This window comes from Paenibacillus sp. PK4536 (assembly GCF_028594455.2).
Taxonomy (GTDB): Bacteria; Bacillota; Bacilli; order Paenibacillales; family Paenibacillaceae; genus Saccharibacillus; species Saccharibacillus nuruki.
Window position 1 is genome coordinate 1,054,034 of sequence record NZ_CP126313.1, and the last position, 19,944, is coordinate 1,073,977.

Annotated in this window: 18 protein-coding genes, 1 pseudogene and 1 riboswitch; of the genes and pseudogenes, 8 read left to right on the plus strand and 11 right to left on the minus strand. The window is 39.3% G+C overall.

Annotation, left to right across the window (positions count from 1 at the left end; translation table 11 throughout):
* Positions 1 to 28 precede the first annotated feature (28 nt).
* On the minus strand, positions 29 to 1,129 hold the full coding sequence (gene rlmN / locus PO903_RS04905; RefSeq protein ID WP_069326525.1) for a dual-specificity RNA methyltransferase RlmN: 1,101 nt from the start codon (positions 1,127 to 1,129) through the stop codon (positions 29 to 31).
* Between the two features lie 43 nt (positions 1,130 to 1,172).
* On the minus strand, positions 1,173 to 1,490 hold the full coding sequence (locus PO903_RS04910; protein WP_069326524.1) for an ArsR/SmtB family transcription factor: 318 nt from the start codon (positions 1,488 to 1,490) through the stop codon (positions 1,173 to 1,175).
* Positions 1,491 to 1,658: 168 nt separating this feature from the next.
* Here PO903_RS04910 and PO903_RS04915 point away from each other — a divergent pair, with 168 nt between their 5' ends.
* A complete protein-coding gene (locus PO903_RS04915) occupies positions 1,659 to 2,036 on the plus strand; it encodes a nuclear transport factor 2 family protein (RefSeq protein WP_273592778.1) in 378 nt (125 codons plus the stop codon).
* Between the two features lie 261 nt (positions 2,037 to 2,297).
* Here the strand turns inward: PO903_RS04915 and PO903_RS04920 are convergent, their stop codons facing one another.
* Genes PO903_RS04920 through tenA form a run of 4 tightly spaced genes read right to left on the minus strand, consistent with a single transcriptional unit; the run spans position 2,298 to position 5,911 of the window.
* On the minus strand, positions 2,298 to 3,038 hold the full coding sequence (locus PO903_RS04920) for an energy-coupling factor transporter transmembrane component T family protein (RefSeq protein WP_273592779.1): 741 nt from the start codon (positions 3,036 to 3,038) through the stop codon (positions 2,298 to 2,300).
* Positions 3,035 to 4,633: an ABC transporter ATP-binding protein gene (locus PO903_RS04925; protein WP_273592780.1), complete on the minus strand. Its 1,599-nt coding sequence runs from the start codon at positions 4,631 to 4,633 to the stop codon at positions 3,035 to 3,037. The genes PO903_RS04920 and PO903_RS04925 overlap by 4 nt, the downstream gene beginning before the upstream one ends.
* Complete coding sequence (locus PO903_RS04930) at positions 4,611 to 5,207, minus strand: ECF transporter S component (protein ID WP_069326610.1); 597 nt, start codon at positions 5,205 to 5,207, stop codon at positions 4,611 to 4,613. The genes PO903_RS04925 and PO903_RS04930 overlap by 23 nt, the downstream gene beginning before the upstream one ends.
* Positions 5,208 to 5,224: 17 nt before the next feature.
* Positions 5,225 to 5,911: a thiaminase II gene (tenA, locus tag PO903_RS04935; protein ID WP_273592781.1), complete on the minus strand. Its 687-nt coding sequence runs from the start codon at positions 5,909 to 5,911 to the stop codon at positions 5,225 to 5,227.
* A gap of 144 nt (positions 5,912 to 6,055) precedes the next feature.
* A riboswitch (TPP riboswitch) is annotated at positions 6,056 to 6,159 on the minus strand.
* Between the two features lie 171 nt (positions 6,160 to 6,330).
* On the opposite strand from tenA, the gene PO903_RS04940 reads away from it, so the two are divergent.
* Complete coding sequence (locus PO903_RS04940) at positions 6,331 to 7,227, plus strand: TIGR01777 family oxidoreductase (RefSeq protein WP_273594621.1); 897 nt, start codon at positions 6,331 to 6,333, stop codon at positions 7,225 to 7,227.
* Between the two features lie 116 nt (positions 7,228 to 7,343).
* Complete coding sequence (rluF, locus tag PO903_RS04945) at positions 7,344 to 8,051, plus strand: 23S rRNA pseudouridine(2604) synthase RluF (RefSeq protein ID WP_273592782.1); 708 nt, start codon at positions 7,344 to 7,346, stop codon at positions 8,049 to 8,051.
* Positions 8,052 to 8,146: 95 nt separating this feature from the next.
* On the opposite strand, the pseudogene PO903_RS22280 reads toward rluF, so the two are convergent.
* The 3 genes and pseudogenes from PO903_RS22280 to PO903_RS04965 all read right to left on the minus strand — a co-directional run bounded on the left by PO903_RS22280 (position 8,147) and on the right by PO903_RS04965 (position 10,056).
* Positions 8,147 to 9,018 (minus strand): annotated as a pseudogene (locus PO903_RS22280) (Abi family protein).
* Between the two features lie 119 nt (positions 9,019 to 9,137).
* Complete coding sequence (locus PO903_RS04960; RefSeq protein WP_069326517.1) at positions 9,138 to 9,494, minus strand: nucleotide excision repair endonuclease; 357 nt, start codon at positions 9,492 to 9,494, stop codon at positions 9,138 to 9,140.
* A 160-nt stretch (positions 9,495 to 9,654) separates the two neighbouring features.
* Positions 9,655 to 10,056 carry a GNAT family N-acetyltransferase gene (locus PO903_RS04965; RefSeq protein WP_273592785.1) on the minus strand — a complete coding sequence of 134 codons (402 nt, stop codon included), beginning with the start codon at positions 10,054 to 10,056 and terminating at the stop codon, positions 9,655 to 9,657.
* A 137-nt stretch (positions 10,057 to 10,193) separates the two neighbouring features.
* Here PO903_RS04965 and PO903_RS04970 point away from each other — a divergent pair, with 137 nt between their 5' ends.
* Positions 10,194 to 11,552: a hydroxysqualene dehydroxylase gene (locus PO903_RS04970; protein ID WP_273592786.1), complete on the plus strand. Its 1,359-nt coding sequence runs from the start codon at positions 10,194 to 10,196 to the stop codon at positions 11,550 to 11,552.
* A 112-nt stretch (positions 11,553 to 11,664) separates the two neighbouring features.
* On the opposite strand, the gene PO903_RS04975 is transcribed toward PO903_RS04970, so the two are convergent.
* Positions 11,665 to 12,432, minus strand: a complete 768-nt coding sequence (locus tag PO903_RS04975; protein ID WP_241669395.1) for a TIM barrel protein — start codon at positions 12,430 to 12,432, stop codon at positions 11,665 to 11,667.
* 154 nt (positions 12,433 to 12,586) lie between these two features.
* Here PO903_RS04975 and PO903_RS04980 point away from each other — a divergent pair, with 154 nt between their 5' ends.
* Positions 12,587 to 15,166: a winged helix-turn-helix domain-containing protein gene (locus tag PO903_RS04980; protein WP_273592787.1), complete on the plus strand. Its 2,580-nt coding sequence runs from the start codon at positions 12,587 to 12,589 to the stop codon at positions 15,164 to 15,166.
* A 342-nt stretch (positions 15,167 to 15,508) separates the two neighbouring features.
* Complete coding sequence (locus PO903_RS04985; RefSeq protein WP_069326513.1) at positions 15,509 to 16,048, plus strand: hypothetical protein; 540 nt, start codon at positions 15,509 to 15,511, stop codon at positions 16,046 to 16,048.
* Positions 16,049 to 16,116: 68 nt separating this feature from the next.
* Here the strand turns inward: PO903_RS04985 and ypfJ are convergent, their stop codons facing one another.
* Positions 16,117 to 16,959, minus strand: coding sequence for a KPN_02809 family neutral zinc metallopeptidase (ypfJ, locus tag PO903_RS04990; protein ID WP_273592788.1), 843 nt, complete (start codon positions 16,957 to 16,959; stop codon positions 16,117 to 16,119).
* 262 nt (positions 16,960 to 17,221) lie between these two features.
* Here ypfJ and PO903_RS04995 point away from each other — a divergent pair, with 262 nt between their 5' ends.
* Entirely contained in the window at positions 17,222 to 18,076 is an 855-nt protein-coding gene (locus tag PO903_RS04995) for an alpha/beta fold hydrolase (protein WP_137224107.1), read from the plus strand.
* Between the two features lie 208 nt (positions 18,077 to 18,284).
* Positions 18,285 to 19,805: a diguanylate cyclase domain-containing protein gene (locus PO903_RS05000; RefSeq protein ID WP_273594622.1), complete on the plus strand. Its 1,521-nt coding sequence runs from the start codon at positions 18,285 to 18,287 to the stop codon at positions 19,803 to 19,805.
* Positions 19,806 to 19,944 lie beyond the last annotated feature (139 nt).

The following is a 19,944-nucleotide window of genomic DNA, read 5'->3' on the forward strand; positions in this document are numbered from 1 at the left end:
GATAAGAAAGGCTTTATCCATCTGTTTTTTAAGAACCGACAACTACTGGATTTTCTTCTTTTTCTGCTTGTGCTGCTTTTTTGATCTGTTTACTGCGCAATTGTCCGCAAGCGGCATCAATATCTGTACCGTGCTCTAAGCGAACCGTACAGTTCACACCATTCTTTTTCAACGTATCATAGAAGGTGATAATTGATTCTTGGGAGCTACGTTGATACTGACTATGCTCATCCACCGGATTATAAGGGATTAGATTGACACTCGCTGATTTGTTCATATGAGCGATCAGATCTGCTAATTGCTGTGCATGTTCTTGATGATCATTCACATCACGTAGCAAAATGTATTCTAACATAATACGACGATTCGTTTTGGTCAGATAATACTCTACAGCAGACATTAATTGCTCTAGCGGATACGCACGGTTAATTTTCATAATACGTGTACGTAATTCGTTATTCGGTGCATGTAATGAAAGTGCAAGATTGACCTGAAGATCGCTATCTGCAAATTCTCTAATTTTATCAGGCAGACCACTTGTAGATACAGTGATTCGTTTAGGAGCGATAACTAGACCTTTGCGGTCCTTCACGATATTTAAGAAATCGACCATATTTTCAAAGTTATCAAATGGTTCGCCGATACCCATTACTACGATATGAGTCACCAATTGGTCTTGCGCGGCTGCATCCAGATGAAATTGTACTTTCATAATCTGCTCGACAATCTCACCTGCGGTTAGATCACGACTTTTCTTAATCAGACCACTAGCGCAAAAGCTACAACCAATATTACAGCCTACTTGCGTGGTGACACAGACCGATTGACCATACTTCTGACGCATCAATACGGTTTCGATCAAGTTGCCATCTTCCAAACGGAACAGAAATTTTACTGTACCATCGGCAGATTCTTGCTTCACATGTTCAGTTAATGTTTGAATCGCAAAGTGCTCGGTAAGCAAAGCGATACAAGCAGGATTCACTTCAGTCATGTTATTAAATTCAGTTACACGCTGACGATACAAATAATCCCAGACTTGACTTGCGCGGAATTTCTTATGTCCACGTTCACCTAGCCATGCTGATAATTGATCTAATGTTAATCCATAAATGGACGGTTTATTCATGGTATACCTTCTTTCAAAGCGAATAAATTTGAGAATATACAGATTACACTAGATCTTCTTCTTCGGTTTGAAGAATCGATGTTAGTAATCCAGGAAATTGAGTGTCTAGTTCACTGCGGCAAATGCTATAAAAATGCTGTCTGCCTTCGATGCGTAATTGGATAAGCCCTATTTCGCGTAATATTTTAACATGATGAGACAATGTTGATTTGGAAATATGACTCATCTGAAAACCTGCACAGCTTTTTTCTCCATGATGGGCAAGACACAGTAGTATTTTCAGTCGCACAGGATCACTTAGTGCACTGAATACGTCTACAAGCTTGATTGGTGTCGGTGCTACAGCTTCTAATATTTTCATACTCTTCAACTTATCATTTATTGGAGCAACTATCAATTGAAAAGTACGATTTTGGTCGAACTATTTATTACTTTGAAAATGTGCTACACTTTATTAGTTCGATTTTCATCAAACTATTAATCAAAATAACGGTATGATTGTGTTTTTAATCAAAGGGAGATTTGTAAAATGACAACCGCAGTACACACACTAAATGACTATTTTCGCTTATTCGATGCTTCACGTACTGATGAACAAGCGATGGAACAATTACTGAATTTATTTATTCCTGATGTAGAGATCGTATTAAATGGATCATCACGTAAAGGATTCAAAAACTTTATCGACATGTTCTATCAATATAATATCGATATCAAACATATGCATGAACCGTGGGAACTGCAAAACAACGGAACCTACGAATCCCGCTGGGCAGTATGTGGAATGTCGAGCGAAGGAACCGTATATGCCAAAACAGGCATTGATATTGCTCGTGTAAATGAAGAAGGTCAGATTGTCTATTTAGAAAATGTACAAGAAAACCAAGATGCTTTTAGTAAATATTGATACTTCTATGTAGATTAATGTTTATTGCGATAGGATCTGACAGCTGTGATTGTGATCCATGTAAATAGTGCAACGATAGCAATCAGTATTCCCATCGTAATAAACAAACTGCTCCATACGATATGCAAAAGGCTCACCTCTTTTTTATTAAAGACTATTGGTAATTATAGTAAGTTTACATAAGCTGTGATCGGCATGCAAATACTATAGAAGGTAAAAGAAGGAGCATCTTGACTACAACAAGATGCTCCTTCTATGAATCTATGTTTTTAATACTACAGCTATACACAGAACAACTACCAACAATAATCCACAATACCATCCATCTTTCCCCGTTAATTGCGGAGTCAGATAATACGTGCGCTGGCGCGTGCCTGTGAATCCGCGTGCTTCCATAGCTATCGCTATTCGTTCAGACTTCCGAATACCCTGAGTGAATAGCGGTAGGGCGTAGCGGATGAAGGATTTCCAACTATTCTTCTGCTTATATCCTCTAATCTTATGTGCTGATTTCATTTGAGCTAGTTCCGTCTGAAAAAGCGGGATAAAGCGAAATCCAGCTAACAGTCCATAAGCCCATTTAGGCGACAATCGGCATTGGTGGACCAGACTCATAATCATAGCAGTCAGATCGGTTGTAGATGTGAACAGCAAGCCATACGTGACAAAGCCAAGCATACGAAGTGCGATCATTAGTCCATTGTTTAGACTTTCTTCGGTGATATGGAACCATCCCCATTGCCACAGAGTATGCTCCCCTTTACCAAAGGCTGCCATCATCCAAAAAATCATCACAAAAAAGATCGTATACGGCAATAACCGTTTGAGCAAATAAGGAATACGCCATCCACCTAGCGTCAATCCAATCACCAGTGCTACTATCCAGATCGCTAAGGTGATCCGAGGATCAGTCACCGCCATCAATACACACATCACTAACAAATGAGTTACCAACTTGATCGTCGGATTCAATGTTGATAACCAGGAGTCATTGCTTTTCATATAATACTCCGCTCCTTCTCTGGCTTCATCAGTTGATAATGAAGCGGAGCAATAATCGCATGATGACCGATAGATTCGGGATGTGTAAATAGATGATACGGCGCACCATTGTAGATTACTTTGCCCTGATCAAACACAATCACTCGATTGGCGTATTCATCGACCAGATCCATATCGTGTGTCACCATCACAATCGTAGTACCTTGTGCTTGCCTTTGTTGTAATCGCTTGATCAATTCAGCTGATGTACGTGCATCTTGTCCAAAGGTCGGTTCATCTAATAGAAGTAAAGATTGGTCAAATAACAACATAGTCGCTACACTCAAGCGCCGCTTTTGCCCCAGACTGAGTGTAAATGGATGTTGATCCTGATAGTTTTCTAAGCCAAATTCCTGTAGCAACTGTACCGTTCTGGCATACACTTCTTCTTCGCTCCAATTGCGTTGTCGTCCTCCAAAAGCAATCTCATCAAATACAGTATCTGTCACAAATTGCAGTTCAGGATTTTGAAAAACAAATCCTGCTTGCTCATATAGATCGCGATCACTCCACTTTTTCAAAGGGATATCTTGAAAGTAAAGTTGTCCGCTACGGATACATTCTAGACGGATCAGGCTTTTGAGAAATGTGCTCTTGCCACTTCCATTCGCACCGACAATCGCTACCCATTCCCCTGACGCAATACGGATATTCATATCACGCATCACAGACTTTTGACGATAACCGATATCCAGTTGCTCGGTTACGATGATAGCAGACCCACCTTTACTTTCTTGGTCTGCATCTAATGCAGAAGCACGTCGTTGTTGTAAAGTCTGTTGCAATCGCTGGGCTAATGGATGCGAAGGATAGTCTTGCACATCTTCCCATGTATACGGAAATAATTTGGGTTGCCAGATGCCTGCTTCTTGCATCTCTGCACGATATCGCTGGATCATCTCTGCTGGCTCTCCTTGCGCAATCATACTGCCTTGTGCATTCATAAGAATGACTCGATCCATCCACTGTATACAGCCATCTAAAGTGTGCTCGACAAATACCATTGTCTGTCCATGCTGATCTGCTAGTTCATGTAGCAATTGAAAGATTTCTTTACGACTGACTGGATCTAATTGTGCGGTCGGTTCATCGAAAAAAAGAACTTCTGGTTCAAGTGCCAACAGACATGCTAATGCTAATCGTTGCTTCATGCCACCAGACAATGTCTCGATCGGCGTATGCACATCTATATCCAGACCTACTTGCTTCATGACAGTCTCTATCATGGCATCCATTTGAGCACGGGGAATCAAGCGATTTTCTAAGCTAAAAGCGATCTCTTCATCCACATGAAGCATACAGAACTGGGAATCTGGATCTTGGAACATGACTCCACATTGAGGGGCTAATCGAATCTCACCTTCCACCTCGGCTTCTACATGTTCAGGAATAATGCCTGATAACACAGATAATAGTGTCGACTTCCCACTTCCACTAGGTCCCAAAATAAGTACTTTTTCACCTCGTGAAATCGACAGATCAATACCGTTCAAAACGTTAGCTTCTCGATTATAAAAGCGTACCGACAGGTCTTTACACTCCAGAAGCGATTCCATTAGGTTTTCCCTTCTTCCGACGTGCTTTCATAATTTCGTATTGATCCAACACTCCTGTTTTGCACAAAGCTTCTACGACAATCTTAGCTAACCCTCCACCTAAAATCATTCCACTGATCATTTGAATAATCAGCGTTAACAGCAATACCTGAGTTGTATAGTAACCGAATCCGTTAGCAATAACGTTATAAAGGACTCCACCTACCGCTGCCAATGCACCAGACAACATGAGAGTCATCAAGTTATATCGTTTGTAGCCAAATAGAGCGAAAGCAATCTCTGCTCCAATCCCTTGAAACACACCGATCAATAAGGCAGATAAGCCAAAATGACTACCGGTTAATAGCTCTACAGCCGCTGCCGCTACTTCAGCAATTAGCGCCGCGCCTGGCTTACGAATAATATAAGCCACAATCGGGCTTGCTATAATCCAGATGCCAAACATAAATCCTGCACCTACCGGTCCAACCAGTGCTGAGATCGGTATCCATAACGTTGACCATCCTAGATAAATCACACCGCAAGCTACGGCTAAAATAACTGTTAACACAACCTCTTTCATTTTCCATGTCATATGGATCGGCTGAGCATTCATACGCGTGCAACCTCCATCGGTACAGGCCAATCTTGTAGCGTGTAAGCCATGTCCCAGAACATATATTCAAATTGACAGCTCAGTAGAAAATGTTCTTTCATACGTGCACGATGTGTAGGTGTTGTCTGCTCTGCCCATTGATCTAAGCGAGCGCAAAATTGATGCGTTATTGTATCTGTTCGATTGCCATAGAAGCTGATCCAATCATAAAAAGGATGAGATGCATCAGGCTTCACCTCTTCCAGTAACTTCACACCAATTTCCCAGTATGTCCACGGACAAGGCAATAATACAGCCAAAATATCACCCAGATCACCTTCATGAGCTACCGTTAACATATGACGAATATAATGATGAGACGAAGGCGAAAGCGCGTATCCTTGTAAATCTTCATATCTTACGCCTGCTACATCACAGAAATTATTATGAGGATGAATTTCACTATGAAGCACAAATGAAATCTGTTCATTAAACATCGCCATATCTTCGCGTGTTGGACACTTGGCAATCGCTGTTCCATAGATACGCATAAATGAATTCAAATACTCAAAATCTTGTTTTACATAATGGATTAACTGCTCACTACGCAGATCACCTTTGGCAATGCCTTGAACAAAGGGATGATTGAAAATCGCTTCAAAAATAGGGTCTGCTGCCTGTCTAATTTCCTGTGAAAATGTCATGATTGTATCCTCCTTAGATTGAAGCATCATGATCGATGCTTGGTTAATAAAGAAGGACCACTGCTGGAATATATGGAAAAATACATGCAAAAAAGCCGCCCCGTGATGGAGCGGCAGAATAGGTGTACGTATTGTACAGGTACTCTTGCACAGTCTCCACTTTCCTACGCTAGTATGAACTAGATCAGGTTCCAAGGGTCCGGGATCTTCCCGTCTCAGCCTACACAAAGGCTCCCCTAGTGGTCATTCGATTCATTTGCATCTTACTGTACACACGATTGAAGAGACTGTCAACTGCTATAAGAATCTTGTGGTTTCCTTTTTTTACCGTTATACACTTATAAAATGGTGTAAAATATAGATATTATTAGGTATTTGCACGCAGATTAAAATATCTGAATAGAAGTGAGTTGATGGGGATGACACGTAAAGTGGTATTAGCAGGCGGTACCGGATTTATCGGGCAGTATTTGGAAAAAAAATTTACAGCTATGAATATAGATGTTCAGATCATTTCCAGACAATCTCCACATATCGCATGGGATGATTATCAAGGGATTGTGCAAGCGTTAGATGGCGCAGAGATGGTGATTAATCTGGCGGGGAAATCGGTCAATTGTCGTTATAACGAGCAGAACAAACGTGAGATTATGAATTCCCGAGTAGAAACCACACAGACTCTTGGAAACGCTATCTTGGATTGTGAGCATCCACCTGCGGTATGGATGAATTCCAGTACAGCGACTATTTATCGTCATGCAGAAGATCGTCCGATGACCGAGACGAAAGGCGAGATCGGGACTGGCTTTTCAGTGAATGTTGCCAAAGCTTGGGAAGAAGCTTTTTTCGCGTTTAACCTTCCTCATACACGACAAGCGGCATTACGAATAGCAATTGTACTGGGCCCAGGCGGTGGAGTTATGACTCCTTTTCAAAATCTTGTTCGCTTTGGACTAGGGGGTCATCAAGGATCAGGCAAGCAGATGTTTAGCTGGATTCATGTTGAAGATTTATTCCAAATTATTTTATTTATTCAAGAGTGGGAATCTCTGGAAGGAGTATTTAACTGTACGTCGCCGAATCCAGTCACCAATCGGGAACTGATGGCGACCATGCGCAAAGTGATGCATCGTAAAGGCGGTCTGCCTGCGTCTACATGGATGCTGAATCTGGGTGCTCGAATCATCCGTACCGAGCCTGAATTGGTACTTAAAAGCCGCTGGGTGGTTCCTAATCGCCTGATCAAAGAAGGATTCATGTTCAAATACGGTCGCTTGGAAAAAGCACTGCAACATATTTTGCATACCAAGTCATAATCTATAGATCTGTGAATGATTCTTTTAAAATACAGCAAAAAAGGGTATCGTAGAGATAGACTTGAGTTCGAGCAGAATAGCTGACTCAAAAATTAGAGTTAAAGGTGTGCTTATACGTGCGAATTAATAAATATATTAGTGAATCTGGAATTACATCCCGCCGGGGTGCTGATAAATGGATCAATGAAGGTATTGTCACGATCAATGGTGTGGTTGCAGAGCTTGGAAGTCAGGTGGAAGAAGGCGACGACGTTCGAGTGAATGGCAAGCCGATCCAAGTGGAACAGGAAAATGTCTATATCGTGCTTAACAAACCGGTAGGCATCACCAGTACAACCGAGCGTCATATTCGGGGGAATATCGTTGATTTTGTTAATCATCCTTTACGTATTTTCCATGTCGGGCGACTCGATAAAGACTCGGATGGCTTGATTATGCTGACCAATGATGGCGATATCGTCAACGAAATTTTACGTGCTGAAAATAAACATGAAAAAGAATATATCGTAACGGTCGATCAACCGATTACGCCTTCTTTTCTAAAAAACATGGCGTCTGGTGTAGAGATTCTCGATACGGTTACATTGCCTTGTCAGGTCGTTCAACAATCCAAATATGTATTCAAAATCATTTTGACCCAAGGATTGAATCGTCAAATTCGCCGGATGTGCTCTGCTCTTGGTTATGAAGTACGTGCACTACGCCGTACACGTATTATGAATATTCGTCTGGGTAACTTACCAATAGGCAAGTGGCGTGATCTTACCACCGATGAACTCAATCGCTTATTCCGTGATCTCGAATATACGCCGAAAAAACGCTAATACAACGAAAAATAAAAAGACCTCTTTGATGATCTGTTACCGAATGTAAGGTATCGGATCAAATAAAAGAGGTCTTTTTCACTTAGATTATTATTTCATTTTTTTAAAACAGTATACCAATCTGGCGGAAATCCTATTAATGTTCGATCTATTTCTGAATACATATCAAGTAAATTTTTAAGTTTTTCTAACCAATCATTCCATACATCTTTGTTTGGGATGAAGTATTTCATAATCAAAATGGTCGAAAAAACTTTCTTATCATCTATAATTTTTGGCTTATCTTTTTTAAATAATTGAGGAGGATGTGGAAAATTTCTATTGTACACTCGTCCATAATGAGCACATATATTTCTAAGATTACTAATCGAATGTAGCCAACTACCTATATAAAACCCTTTTATACCGCCATAATACATATATCCTATGTAGTCTTTATCTTCCTTCTTTAAGTTTTTGAACAATTTAGATATCATTCCAAAAGTAGTAATTTCCATAGCTACCCATACAGGAAACTCACCAGCATATTTCGAATAGTAATGCTTAACAAAAACATCTTTAGACAGCTCAAGGGTTCTATTTAATTCTTTGATAAAATTATCATGTTTATCTGAATCCATAAAATTTTCAGCATACATATAACCCATGCCATCATATTTTGGGAAAGTGTAAGAGAAATATGTGTACGCATAGAGATTTCAATAGTTTCAGTAACTTCCATTACCAAAGATCTTAATTTTAGATCAAACTCATAAAGATGATAAATATTCTCGAACGTGACCTTTTTATTAAATTGATTTCCATTTTTTAAAGACAACGTATACGCAGTTAATCGATAATAACTAATATGAGTCAGTATGCTCTTTGCCCATTCTTCATTCTCAATAATTAATCCTCTTGATTTGAAAATATCGAGTTGCTCTTCAACAGTTTTGGAAGGCTTAATAGAGTGAGGGATAATTTTCATTGTATGTAAATAACTCCATATAAAAAAATTGTCTCGCCCTGGTGCGCAACCCTAAGGTATGCGTGGCGAGATCTGTTAACTTAATTATAAATGATTAATATCTATCTATCAACACCATTTTACTTGTAAAATACTTTTTCTACATTGTATTTCGCATGTAGTGTATTGATAATGTACGTCTCATAAATCTCACGATCCATAGCGTTGTCGATCAAGCAGACTTCAATCTTCGTCACTTCATCACGGTGATCTTTGATCGGTGATACGGTATCTTCGAAATGCTTTTTGACGCGTGGTCTAAGCTTACGTGCTTTACCAACAAATAGTAATTCATCTTGTTCGTTATAGAACATAAAGATACCGCCTGTTTCACGCGAAATCAGATGAAAATCGGTAAATCCATAAATATGGCTAAGCTCAGGGTTAATTTGTTTCGTAATGGTAACATCCGCTGTTGGGATTGTTATATTAATCAATATGGTCACTTCCTCATTCTATATAGGTGTTTATCCTATCATAATTTGCACTCGAAAACTACGAATACTCTCATCTTACCATGTTGTAGACTATCATCTCTATAGGTTTCTAATGATTAGCAGTCAGTATCGTTTGTGAAAACCAACGGTTTGAAAAATTCTATTCCTTTTTCCACCACATGCCCAAGGAATGAGGAGCTGTATAAGTAAATCCGTACTGAGCATACAATTGATCTGCTGGTGGATCTGCAAATAATACCGCATGGGATTGAGGAGATGCATTCTCTTCTAAGTATGTTTTGATTTCACGCATAATCGCTTTGCCGTATCCTTTACCTTGATATTCAGGACGTACACAGATATCGGTAATATGAAAAAACAATCCGCCATCGCCTACGACTCGACCCATCCCTATCGCTTGCTCTTCTTCTTCAAGCACAACAGCAAACAGTGTATTCGGCAACCCTTTAGTGGCTCCTTCGACACTCATTTCACTTAAACCTGAAACCTTGCGTAGAGCCAAATACTCTTCCACAGATGGAATACGATGAATAATCTGCATCTCATTTCAACCCCTTTTTTATCTCAAATCATAACAAAGAATCTATATACTGAATACAAATGTATACAAATAAAGTTGATGCTCCCTATTAATGGTTAATACTTTAGTAAAAGATGAAAAGGTTGGTGAACTTAATTATGGTACATATGCAAAATGACTCTTCGCTAGAACCTACCATTATTATTGGATCAGGACTTGCTGGTCTTTGTTGCGCATTTGAATTAGCGGATAAAGGTAAGCGTGTTATGGTACTTGAAGCCGCTCCTTATATTGGTGGACGAACTGCTAACTGGGTAGAAGATGGGATGGAAGTGGAATCTGGATTTCATAAATTTCTAGGTTATTATACAGTGCTTCCTGAAATTCTAAAAAATGCAGGCATTTCGATGAGTGACATGGTGCACTGGGAAGAAACAACCAATATTCGTCATACCGAAGCACAGGGTACATTTGGACTCGATCCGTTCAAAGCCCCTCTCAAAACGATTGCTGGCGCGTTGGGTAATAACGATCTTATTTCCCCCGCCGATAAAGCGTCTCTAATTCCTTTTTTTACAGCTGGATTTAAAGATTATATCAGCAAACCACATTACTTGGATCAATACTCGATCAAAGCATATGCGGAAAAATATAGCGTGTCGACAGATGCAATCGAACGATTGATTCAACCATTATCATCAGGCATATTCTTTTTGCCTATCGAAGAATACTCAGCGTATGCGTTTTTCGGTCTATTCGCTCCTGCTTTACCGCGTCTACCCAAAGTACGTATTGGGGCTTTCAAAGGAGGCATGACCGATGTGATGACAGGTCCTCTTGCCAAAGCGATCGAAGAACGTGGTGGACAAGTGCTGACAGGTAAAACGGTGTCTCATTTATTATATGATAACGAAAAAGTAGTCGGTGTGCAGTTAGAAGACAGTTCACAGATTTATGGAGAGCAAGTAGTTGTTGCCACAAATATTCGCCGTGCTCAAATGTTATTGTCTGAACATTTCCATAATCATGAATGGTTTCAGGATTTCTTGTCATTAGAATCGATGCCTTATGTAACTGCACAATTTGAAGCGACAGAGAAATTAGCAGATGCTGATCATACAACGTTTGGCCCGGGTACACAATTAGGGTCATTTAGCGAACAATCCCGTACAACATTTAAGCGTCCAACAGGACGAGCTTCGATTATTCTGGTTGATCCTGATAGCTTAATTGATCTGCCGGATGAAGAAGTCTGGGAAATCACCAAAAAATCGCTACACGAAGTGGATCTACCTAATGTAGATACGATGACCCAATATCGAATTATACGAGGGAAAGAGAATTTCTATCGTCTGGCTAAAGGCAATGAACACAAACGTCCCAAACAGATCACTCCGATCGATGGTCTTTTTCTAGCTGGCGATTATACAGACCAACCGTTACTTGCTACTATGGAAGGTGCGGCAATCTCTGGCAGACGAGCAGCTACTGGTATTTTGACAGGACGCGTCCTATAAATATAAACAATAGATAAGCAGAAAAAAGACCTTATATCCGTCTAGCATGGATTAAGGTCTTTTTCTGTATTTTGATATTGGTGTATTTTTTATGGATCAGGTACTTATGAACTTATGATAATGCTGCAAAATACTTCGCACTTTCCACCATAGGTGTACAATCGCTGTGATCGCCTACAAGATTAATTTCAAAAATATAATCTTTCCCCTCTACAAACGGCTTCACCATCTGCCAATCGATAAGACCCTCTCCTAACGGTAAAGAATCATGCACTTGTCCCATACTATCTACCAGATGATAGTACACTGCATAAGGTGCTGTACGCTCAAGCACTTCACGTAATTTATGATTATCTCCCCGGAAGGCGATAAAGGTATGACTGACATCTACATTTAAAGGCAATGATAATGGGATAATCAGATCATCGATTAAGTATGGATTAGAATAGCAAAACAGTCCTTCTGTTGAATCTTCCCAGACAATCTGTTCTCGTCCGTATTCTAAAATAGCTGCAATCTCTTCTCGCAAAGCTATCGTTCGTTCGCGTGATACTTCTGCATTCTCACTGCGTACATAATGTGCATGTAACACACATTTAGCTCCTTCTTCTTTACAAATTTGAACCAATTGTTGAGTCGATTCATGATAAAATCGGCGCAATTCTAAATTTGTGCTCATAATATCTAAAAAGGTATGTTGATATCGGGATGGATGGTGTAAATATACTGTAACTCCTCTGGCTTTTAACTCGCGTATTCGAGTACGAATAAAGTCTGTTCGTTGCATATCTGTAGCACTCAGGTAAAATTCAATAATCTCAGGGTTATAGGAAAGCCGATTATCTAGGCTAGGCTGATCTAAGCTTCCTTTTAGTCGCATATAATTCACTGTATTCTCTCCTTTTTTCGCTCTATCTATTCTATCGTTTTTGATGTATCTATATATTACAATATACGAAATAAACCTTGATCAATTAGGATAAGAGCCTTTGTAAAAACCTTTTATCGTAATCCAAGGAGACAGGACGGGATCTATGGAAAGTTCTATATTGTTAAAAACAAAAGTCTCTAAACCGATGATTCGAACCTATACGATCGACCGTCCCGAATGGATTCATCGTGTAGAACAAGGCATGAATTTTAGAGTCAATATGGTGTATGCGCCAGCAGGTAGCGGCAAATCAACTCTGCTTGGACAATGGCTATATGAGAAAAAACAACCGTATGCGTGGTTATCATTAGATGAACGAGATAACGATCAGCGCAGATTCTGGCGTTATGTTATCTATTCGTTATCTTGTTATCGGATTCCTGATCTGGAAGAACGATTGTTACCGCTATTGTCCAGTTCATCCATAAGCGGAATGACTTCTTTTATCGATATGTTTATTTATGAATTAGAAAAAGTAGAGCAACCGTTAGCGATCATTTTGGATGACTATCACTTTATTCGAAGTCCGGATATTCACAACAGTCTTTCGTATCTCATCGACTATTTACCGAGGCATGTGCATCTGTATATCTCTTCTCGTCATGCTCTTCCTTTTGTACATATCGGCAAATGGTTGGTACGACAACAATTAAATATTATAGCTGCTGGCGAAATGGCTTTTTCAGAAGAAGAAGTATCTTTATTTTGCAAGCAAACGATGGGCTATTCATTACCTTCAGAAATGATTCATATGCTTGTTGAACAGACTGAAGGCTGGATTGCCGGTATTCAGTTGGCTTTGATTTCAATTCAACAAGGTGATGATCAGCATCGCTTTTTTCTAGATTTTAATGGAAAGCATCGCAATATTGCCGATTACTTATTTCAAGAAGTGTGGAGTCGGTTAGACGAAGAACTGCAATCTTTTTTGTTACAGACTTCGATTTTGAAGCGTATCAATGCTGAACTCTGCGATCAACTTACCGGACTCAGTGATAGTCAGGATAAACTACATCGTCTGCAACGATTGACTCTATTTCTGATTCCGCTCGATGAAGAAGGAGAATGGTATCGGTACCATCATTTGTTTGCTGAATTTGTGCAAAATGTATTACGTCAATCATCTGAGTCGCTGTGGATCGAAGGGCATCAAAAAGCCAGTCAACTCTACAAAGATCGTCATTGGATCGAAGAAGCGATCGATCATTCTTTGATCGCGCATAACTATGAACAAGCTTCTCAATTAATAGATGAACATATTGAAGAATGGCTAGGCAAAGGTGAACTGGATACGTTACTGCACTGGTTCACCTTGTTCCCTGATGACTACGAATGTACGATTAAACTGTGTTTGATTCATGCTTTTATTTTGAGTATTACAGATCGTTTTGAAGAATCAGCACAGTTACTCAAAGCTTGCGAGCAACGTATACAAGAGCTAGGTCTTACAGGCAGTGCTTCTAAGCATCTAGGTATTTTATTTCTGGTCAAAACCAATATGATTTTTGTCTCGCGTAACTTTGATGAATGGTTTTCTTTTATGCATCATGCAGGTCGCGAATTACCTCAAGAATCGGTTTTTTTCAACTTTAATTATAACAAAAGTGAACCTTTTGTTCGAAATACAGCTTTTGGTCTGAAAGGTCTGCTCAACCAACAAACAGCCAATGTCGGCAAAGAAATGGTACATTTTCTTACTCAACATCATGGAGAACAGTCCCTACTCTGTCAGTATATTATGCAAGCGATTGCGGAAGGGGCTTATGAACGCAATGATCTGACGACCTGTATGCACTGGTTGCAAGTGGTATCCAAACAAGAAAGTTACCGTATGGTTCCCGGAATACTGGTTCCTTTTCGCTTAACGACTATTAAGTTGAAACTAAAAGAAAAGCAGTATATTACAGCGCGGACGATTCTGGAAAACACTTTGCAACTGCTTGAAGAAAGTGCACATCATAACTGGCGCAAACATCTCTATGCTTTTAGTGCATGGATAGACCTATACGAAGGCAACATCGAGCAAGCGGTTAATACACTCGATTCGATTGCGATCACACCACAACATCGTGTTTCTTTAGATCAATCTCTAGCATTTACAGTATTAGCACGTGTACTTATGGTCAAAAAAGAATACAATACTGCTTTAGAAATCTTATCTTCGATTCGTTTTTTAGCGGAACATGAACATGCAATTCATATTGAATGCACGTCTATTGTGCTTCAGTCTATTTGTACTTATCGCAAAGGACAGACCGATACTGCTGTGCTATTACTTCAGCAAGCGATCGAATTAGTACTGCCTTTTGACTATATACGGACATTTGTAGATGAAGGCGATATTGTCTATATCTTATTGCAAAAGTTAAGCCATACCCGTAGCGTAGCCAACCATCCAACGATGTCTGAGTATATTACCAAGTTACTACGTGTGTTAGAAGCAGAAGGCAAAGTGCCTTTTCCAACAACTACTCATCTTATCGAAGCATTAACACCCAAAGAATTAGCAGTGCTTAAGCTGATCCATCAAGGTCATTCCAATCAACAAATTGCGGATCAATTAGGACTCACCATCGGTACGATCAAAGTATACATCAACCGAATATACAACAAGCTTGAAGTGAATTCTCGTGTACAAGCTCTGCTCAAATCACAAGAATTGGAATTGTTTTCAGAATCTTAATCTGATGAAATGATATATTACACTTCATAAAAAAGTGACTCCTCTGTCATAAAAATCTATTGAAGTTAACTTTAGTTAATAGATGCGTACTTCTTGGTTTGCTACAATAAAAACAACCCGGATCATGGGAGAATAATTGACATTAAATATAAAATCTTCTGTTATCTTTCGAATCTCTTCTATGATCACACCTATCCGAACGGTTTCCTCCCATCATATCTTTGTAGACCTCGATTCGGCAGATTACATCGAGGTCTTTTTCTCTTATTTTCAGCTTAGAAGCCAAGGGATATGGTTGTTATTTATGTCGGCATTACTTTATACACAAAGGAGTCGTTTATGATGAACTATCGTATGCAAGTCTGTTCCAACGCTATGTATCAAGAACAATATATGACCTTTGTTTTGGAAAATCATGTGAAGCTTCCTACGCCTCATCCTTTATTATTCACACTTGGTTTTACACCGTTCCCACTGCTTTTGGAAGAGGAATGTTTTATCAGTCTGGATGCTTATCAGGAAGTGGTAGGGGCTTGGAGTTACTTGTATGGAACTGCTGAAGATGCTTACTATAACACCGACGTTATACAGATTCAGTCTATTATTTTCAGCCCTAAATATCGTAAAACCAAAATGTTTACACATGCTCTGCAACATTTAGTAGAACATATTGATCAGTCTGGACGGGGGATCAAAGAAGTTCGCTTCTGGATTGCTTCTGAACCTTCATTACAGCGATTATGTTCCAAGCTGGCGAAAAAGACTTCTACATTAGCCACTCCACAAGGATTAATTGAAGAATATCGGGTTCCTTTCCAACAACTTTATCATTATGCTATGAACTTACATAGCAAACAACATGCTATACAAGGACAACAATAAAAAAGTCTGGTTACAGGATTTCTCTACCTCGGTAAAGAGAACCTGTTGCCAGACTTTTTTTGAATTATTTATAAGCTACTTGCATTAAAGGTATCTCCACCTGCGATCGTGCCTGACTCAAATCCTTTATAAAACCAACGTTTACGCTGTTCTGATGTACCATGTGTAAAGCTATCTGGTACAACATATCCCTGTCCTTGCTTCTGAAGGGTATCATCACCAACAGCGCTTGCTGCGGTGAGTGCTTCTTCGAGATCGCCTTCTTCTAACAGGTTCGTTCCTTGCGCATCATGTGCCCAGACACCTGCCAGATAATCGGCTTGCAACTCTAACTTAACCTGCACTTTGTTGTATTGCGTTTCGCTCATATTTTGACGGGTAGATTGAATCTTATCCATAGTTCCAAGCAGTGTCTGTACATGATGACCTACTTCATGTGCAATCACATAAGCCATGGCAAAATCACCGGGCGCTTTGAACTTTTGCTGAAGTTCATCATAAAAGCTGAGATCAATATACAGCTTCTGATCTCCCGGACAATAAAAAGGCCCTACTGCTGAACTGGCTGTACCACAAGCTGAATTAACACTATCGTTATACAGTACCAGTGTAGGATTCTTGTACGTTAATCCTTGCTTTTTAAATTGGGCAGTCCAGACATCTTCTGTACTTGCTAAGACTACAGATACCATATTCGCTAACTCTTGTTCTTCTGCAGTTGCCTGATAGGGTACAGATGATTCGGTCGTTGTCGACGTTGTACCGTTCAATAATTCACTAGGATTGCCTCCTAACAACGTCACAATCAAAATAATAATAATCCCGCCGATTCCTCCACCAATAATCGTTTTACCGCCCTTACCTCTGCGATCTTCTACATTGGAACTTGTTCTTCTACCTTGCAACTTCATCTTTTTGCCCCCTAATGACTGATCCAAACCGTTTGCTTTAACGTATGTATACATGATATACCCCAAAAGAATTAGGACATCCCAATTTTCTGGTTTACACTCTATAAATTATTTATTTGGTATGGATCTACATAGATGATCTTCCCGCTGATTTTTAGAAATTCGTTTTACATAATAAAGTTAATCTTGCAATATAGCGTTTTTTTTCAAATAAATATGTTTAATACAGTAACAATCACTTACACATCAGGAGGCGACAGATATGGGACGTTATATACAAGTAGAAGATCATGTGAAAATCTATGTAGAAGATATTGGCGAAGGGATTCCTGTTATATTTTTACACGGCTGGCCAGCTAATAGTCAAATGTTTGAATATCAATACTCTATCTTGCCTAAAGAAGGATATCGCTGTATCGGGATGGATTTCCGTGGATTTGGTAAATCGGATGCACCGTGGGAAAGTTATTCTTTTGACCGGATGGCAGATGATCTCAAAGCTGTTATTGATGAGCTTCAGATTGAAAACGCTGCATTGATTGGTTTCTCTATGGGTGGAGCAGTGGCTACTCGTTACATGGCACGTCATCAAGGAAAAGGCATCTCTCACCTTGCATTGATGGGTTCTGCAACGCCTGTATTTACACAGCGTCCTGATTTTGAATATAACATGACGAAGGAAGACCTGAATGCACAACTGATTATTCCGACGTACGAAGATCGTCCAAAAATGCTATCTCAATTTGGTCTGAAATTTACCCATCATAAGTCTAGAGCAGCGCTGATGGTATGGTTAGAATTATTGTGTTTCCAAGCGTCTAATCATGGCACGATCAAAGCCGCAGAATCTCTACGTGATGAAGACCTACGTGCAGACTTGCCACATATCAATGTACCGACAGTCATTTTTCAGGGTCAAAAAGATAAAATCTGTGATCCTAAGTTAGCAGAATTAACACAACAAAGTATTCCTAATTCACGCCTTGTAGCGTTTGAAGATAGCGGTCATGCGATGATGTTTGATGAGCAAGAGAAGTTTAATTCAGAGTTATTATTATTCTTGAATCAAATGTCTGGTGGCAATAATACATCAGGCGTAGCAAGCCATAATCTATAAGTCATTTTAATATAGATACAGAAAGAAACGCTGGCGATATACAGTTATGATCGTCAGCTTTTTTTCTGCTTATTTTTTGACACATAATGACGATATTATACATAGTATCTCTTATTCATTTTTAATTGAACAATAGGTATGTGTAGCAGGTATACACTGTTGGCTTCTGCTTCTAAATCTATTGGAAAGGAGATATATACGTTTGAATGTGTTAGAACCCCTGATTCCTATTGTTCTCTATGTTTTACCGATGCTATTCTTTTTCTATATGGGTATTGATGTCTTGTTACGTAATCCCAAAAAGTCAGAACATCGCTTGGTGAGTATTGCGATCGGATGTTACTTTTTACTTTTTTTAGAAGAGTACGTTCGTTATCAATTACCGCTTGAATATAGTTCAGTATTGTCCGCTTTTTGGTTCGCCAATGTAGGTATTATTTTACCCGGGTTGGGTTTTCATTTTATCGTCAAGATTTCTGGCACGTATCGCAAAATGCCAAAATGGTTGTATCCGTATATTTTCTATCTTCCTCTCCTTATTATTCCGTTAGGGATTATCAATGATACGCAGTATATTTCTTCACAACAATTTGTCGCAGCAGGGATCTGGAAATTGCCTGTTTATAATACTTCTTATTATGCTGCTCTTACTGCAAGTATTCTGATCAGTGTTGCTTCACTTGTGTTTCTTTCCCGTTATCAAGCATCGAATCGTTCTTCTGAACATCAGGCGATCTATCGAGTGTTAAGATACGGTATGATCCTATCCTTGAGCTGGATTGCCTTTTTTGGATATTTCCAATTTGGTGAGAAACTTCCGCCTTATCCGTATCTTTATGGTGGATTGATCTGGTGTTTTACATTACAAGTCGCCATGAAAAAGTACGAATTTTTAAATTTTAATCACCATCGGTACAAAAAGTTATTTGATATGAATCCAGCAGCGATTCTGTTAGCACGTCGATCTGGTACGATCAAAGAAGCGAATCCAAGTGCTAGACAGCTCTTCTCATTTGTCGATCTGGATATTACCAACTTGAATACGATAGCAAGTCAGGAACTATGGAAGAAGCTCCAACAACAGCAAGGCATTATTGATATGGAGACGAAAATCTGGAATGGTGAGCAATGGATCGATATTCTGGTCAAAGGGGATTATGTCGTTGTGGATCATGAAGATCATGTGATTCTTATTATGCGTGATATTACGATCAAAAAAGAGCAACAACGTCAAATCGCTTTTCTTGCATATCACGATTCTTTAACAGAACTTCCTAATCGTCGTTACTTTTATCAAGAGTTAGAAAAATGTATGGTTAAAGCTCAACAACAGCAAGAACAACTGGCTATTATTCTAATCGATCTCGATTATTTTAAAGAAACCAATGATCGGTATGGACATCAAGCTGGTGATGAAATGCTTCAGCATACTGCCAAGCTTATTCAACAAGCTGTTGGAAATACAGGTATGGTGGCACGTCTAGGAGGCGATGAATTTGTTCTATTTATTCATCCTGTCGAACACCAGATTCAAGTACAGAAAATTCTCAATCAGATCAATACCCTATTTGCTCAAGCTCAATTTGTATATGGAGAAGATACATTAGCGATTTCAATGAGTTCTGGAGCCAGTATCTATCCGCAAGATGGTACAGATGTCGATACTCTATTGAACCATGCAGACAAAGCGATGTATCGTAATAAGCATCAACGTAAATTGAAAATATAAAACCCGTCTATATCACCTGATTGTGATATAAACGGGTTTTCTTACATAATTTCTAGGATTAATTTAACTCCTGCTAAAAACTAATATAGTTGAATCATACCATTATATCGTATATAGTTGAATTATACGATATAATCGT

Coding starts and splice junctions, on each gene's coding strand:
- rlmN (WP_069326525.1), bottom strand. CDS start 1,129: ATGAATAAACCGTCCATTTATGGATTAACATTAGATCAATTATCAGCA.
- PO903_RS04910 (WP_069326524.1), bottom strand. CDS start 1,490: ATGAAAATATTAGAAGCTGTAGCACCGACACCAATCAAGCTTGTAGAC.
- PO903_RS04915 (WP_273592778.1), top strand. CDS start 1,659: ATGACAACCGCAGTACACACACTAAATGACTATTTTCGCTTATTCGAT.
- PO903_RS04920 (WP_273592779.1), bottom strand. CDS start 3,038: ATGAAAAGCAATGACTCCTGGTTATCAACATTGAATCCGACGATCAAG.
- PO903_RS04925 (WP_273592780.1), bottom strand. CDS start 4,633: ATGGAATCGCTTCTGGAGTGTAAAGACCTGTCGGTACGCTTTTATAAT.
- PO903_RS04930 (WP_069326610.1), bottom strand. CDS start 5,207: ATGACATGGAAAATGAAAGAGGTTGTGTTAACAGTTATTTTAGCCGTA.
- tenA (WP_273592781.1), bottom strand. CDS start 5,911: ATGACATTTTCACAGGAAATTAGACAGGCAGCAGACCCTATTTTTGAA.
- PO903_RS04940 (WP_273594621.1), top strand. CDS start 6,331: ATGACACGTAAAGTGGTATTAGCAGGCGGTACCGGATTTATCGGGCAG.
- PO903_RS04965 (WP_273592785.1), bottom strand. CDS start 10,056: ATGCAGATTATTCATCGTATTCCATCTGTGGAAGAGTATTTGGCTCTA.
- PO903_RS04970 (WP_273592786.1), top strand. CDS start 10,194: ATGGTACATATGCAAAATGACTCTTCGCTAGAACCTACCATTATTATT.
- PO903_RS04975 (WP_241669395.1), bottom strand. CDS start 12,432: ATGCGACTAAAAGGAAGCTTAGATCAGCCTAGCCTAGATAATCGGCTT.
- PO903_RS04980 (WP_273592787.1), top strand. CDS start 12,587: ATGGAAAGTTCTATATTGTTAAAAACAAAAGTCTCTAAACCGATGATT.
- PO903_RS04985 (WP_069326513.1), top strand. CDS start 15,509: ATGAACTATCGTATGCAAGTCTGTTCCAACGCTATGTATCAAGAACAA.
- ypfJ (WP_273592788.1), bottom strand. CDS start 16,959: ATGAAGTTGCAAGGTAGAAGAACAAGTTCCAATGTAGAAGATCGCAGA.
- PO903_RS04995 (WP_137224107.1), top strand. CDS start 17,222: ATGGGACGTTATATACAAGTAGAAGATCATGTGAAAATCTATGTAGAA.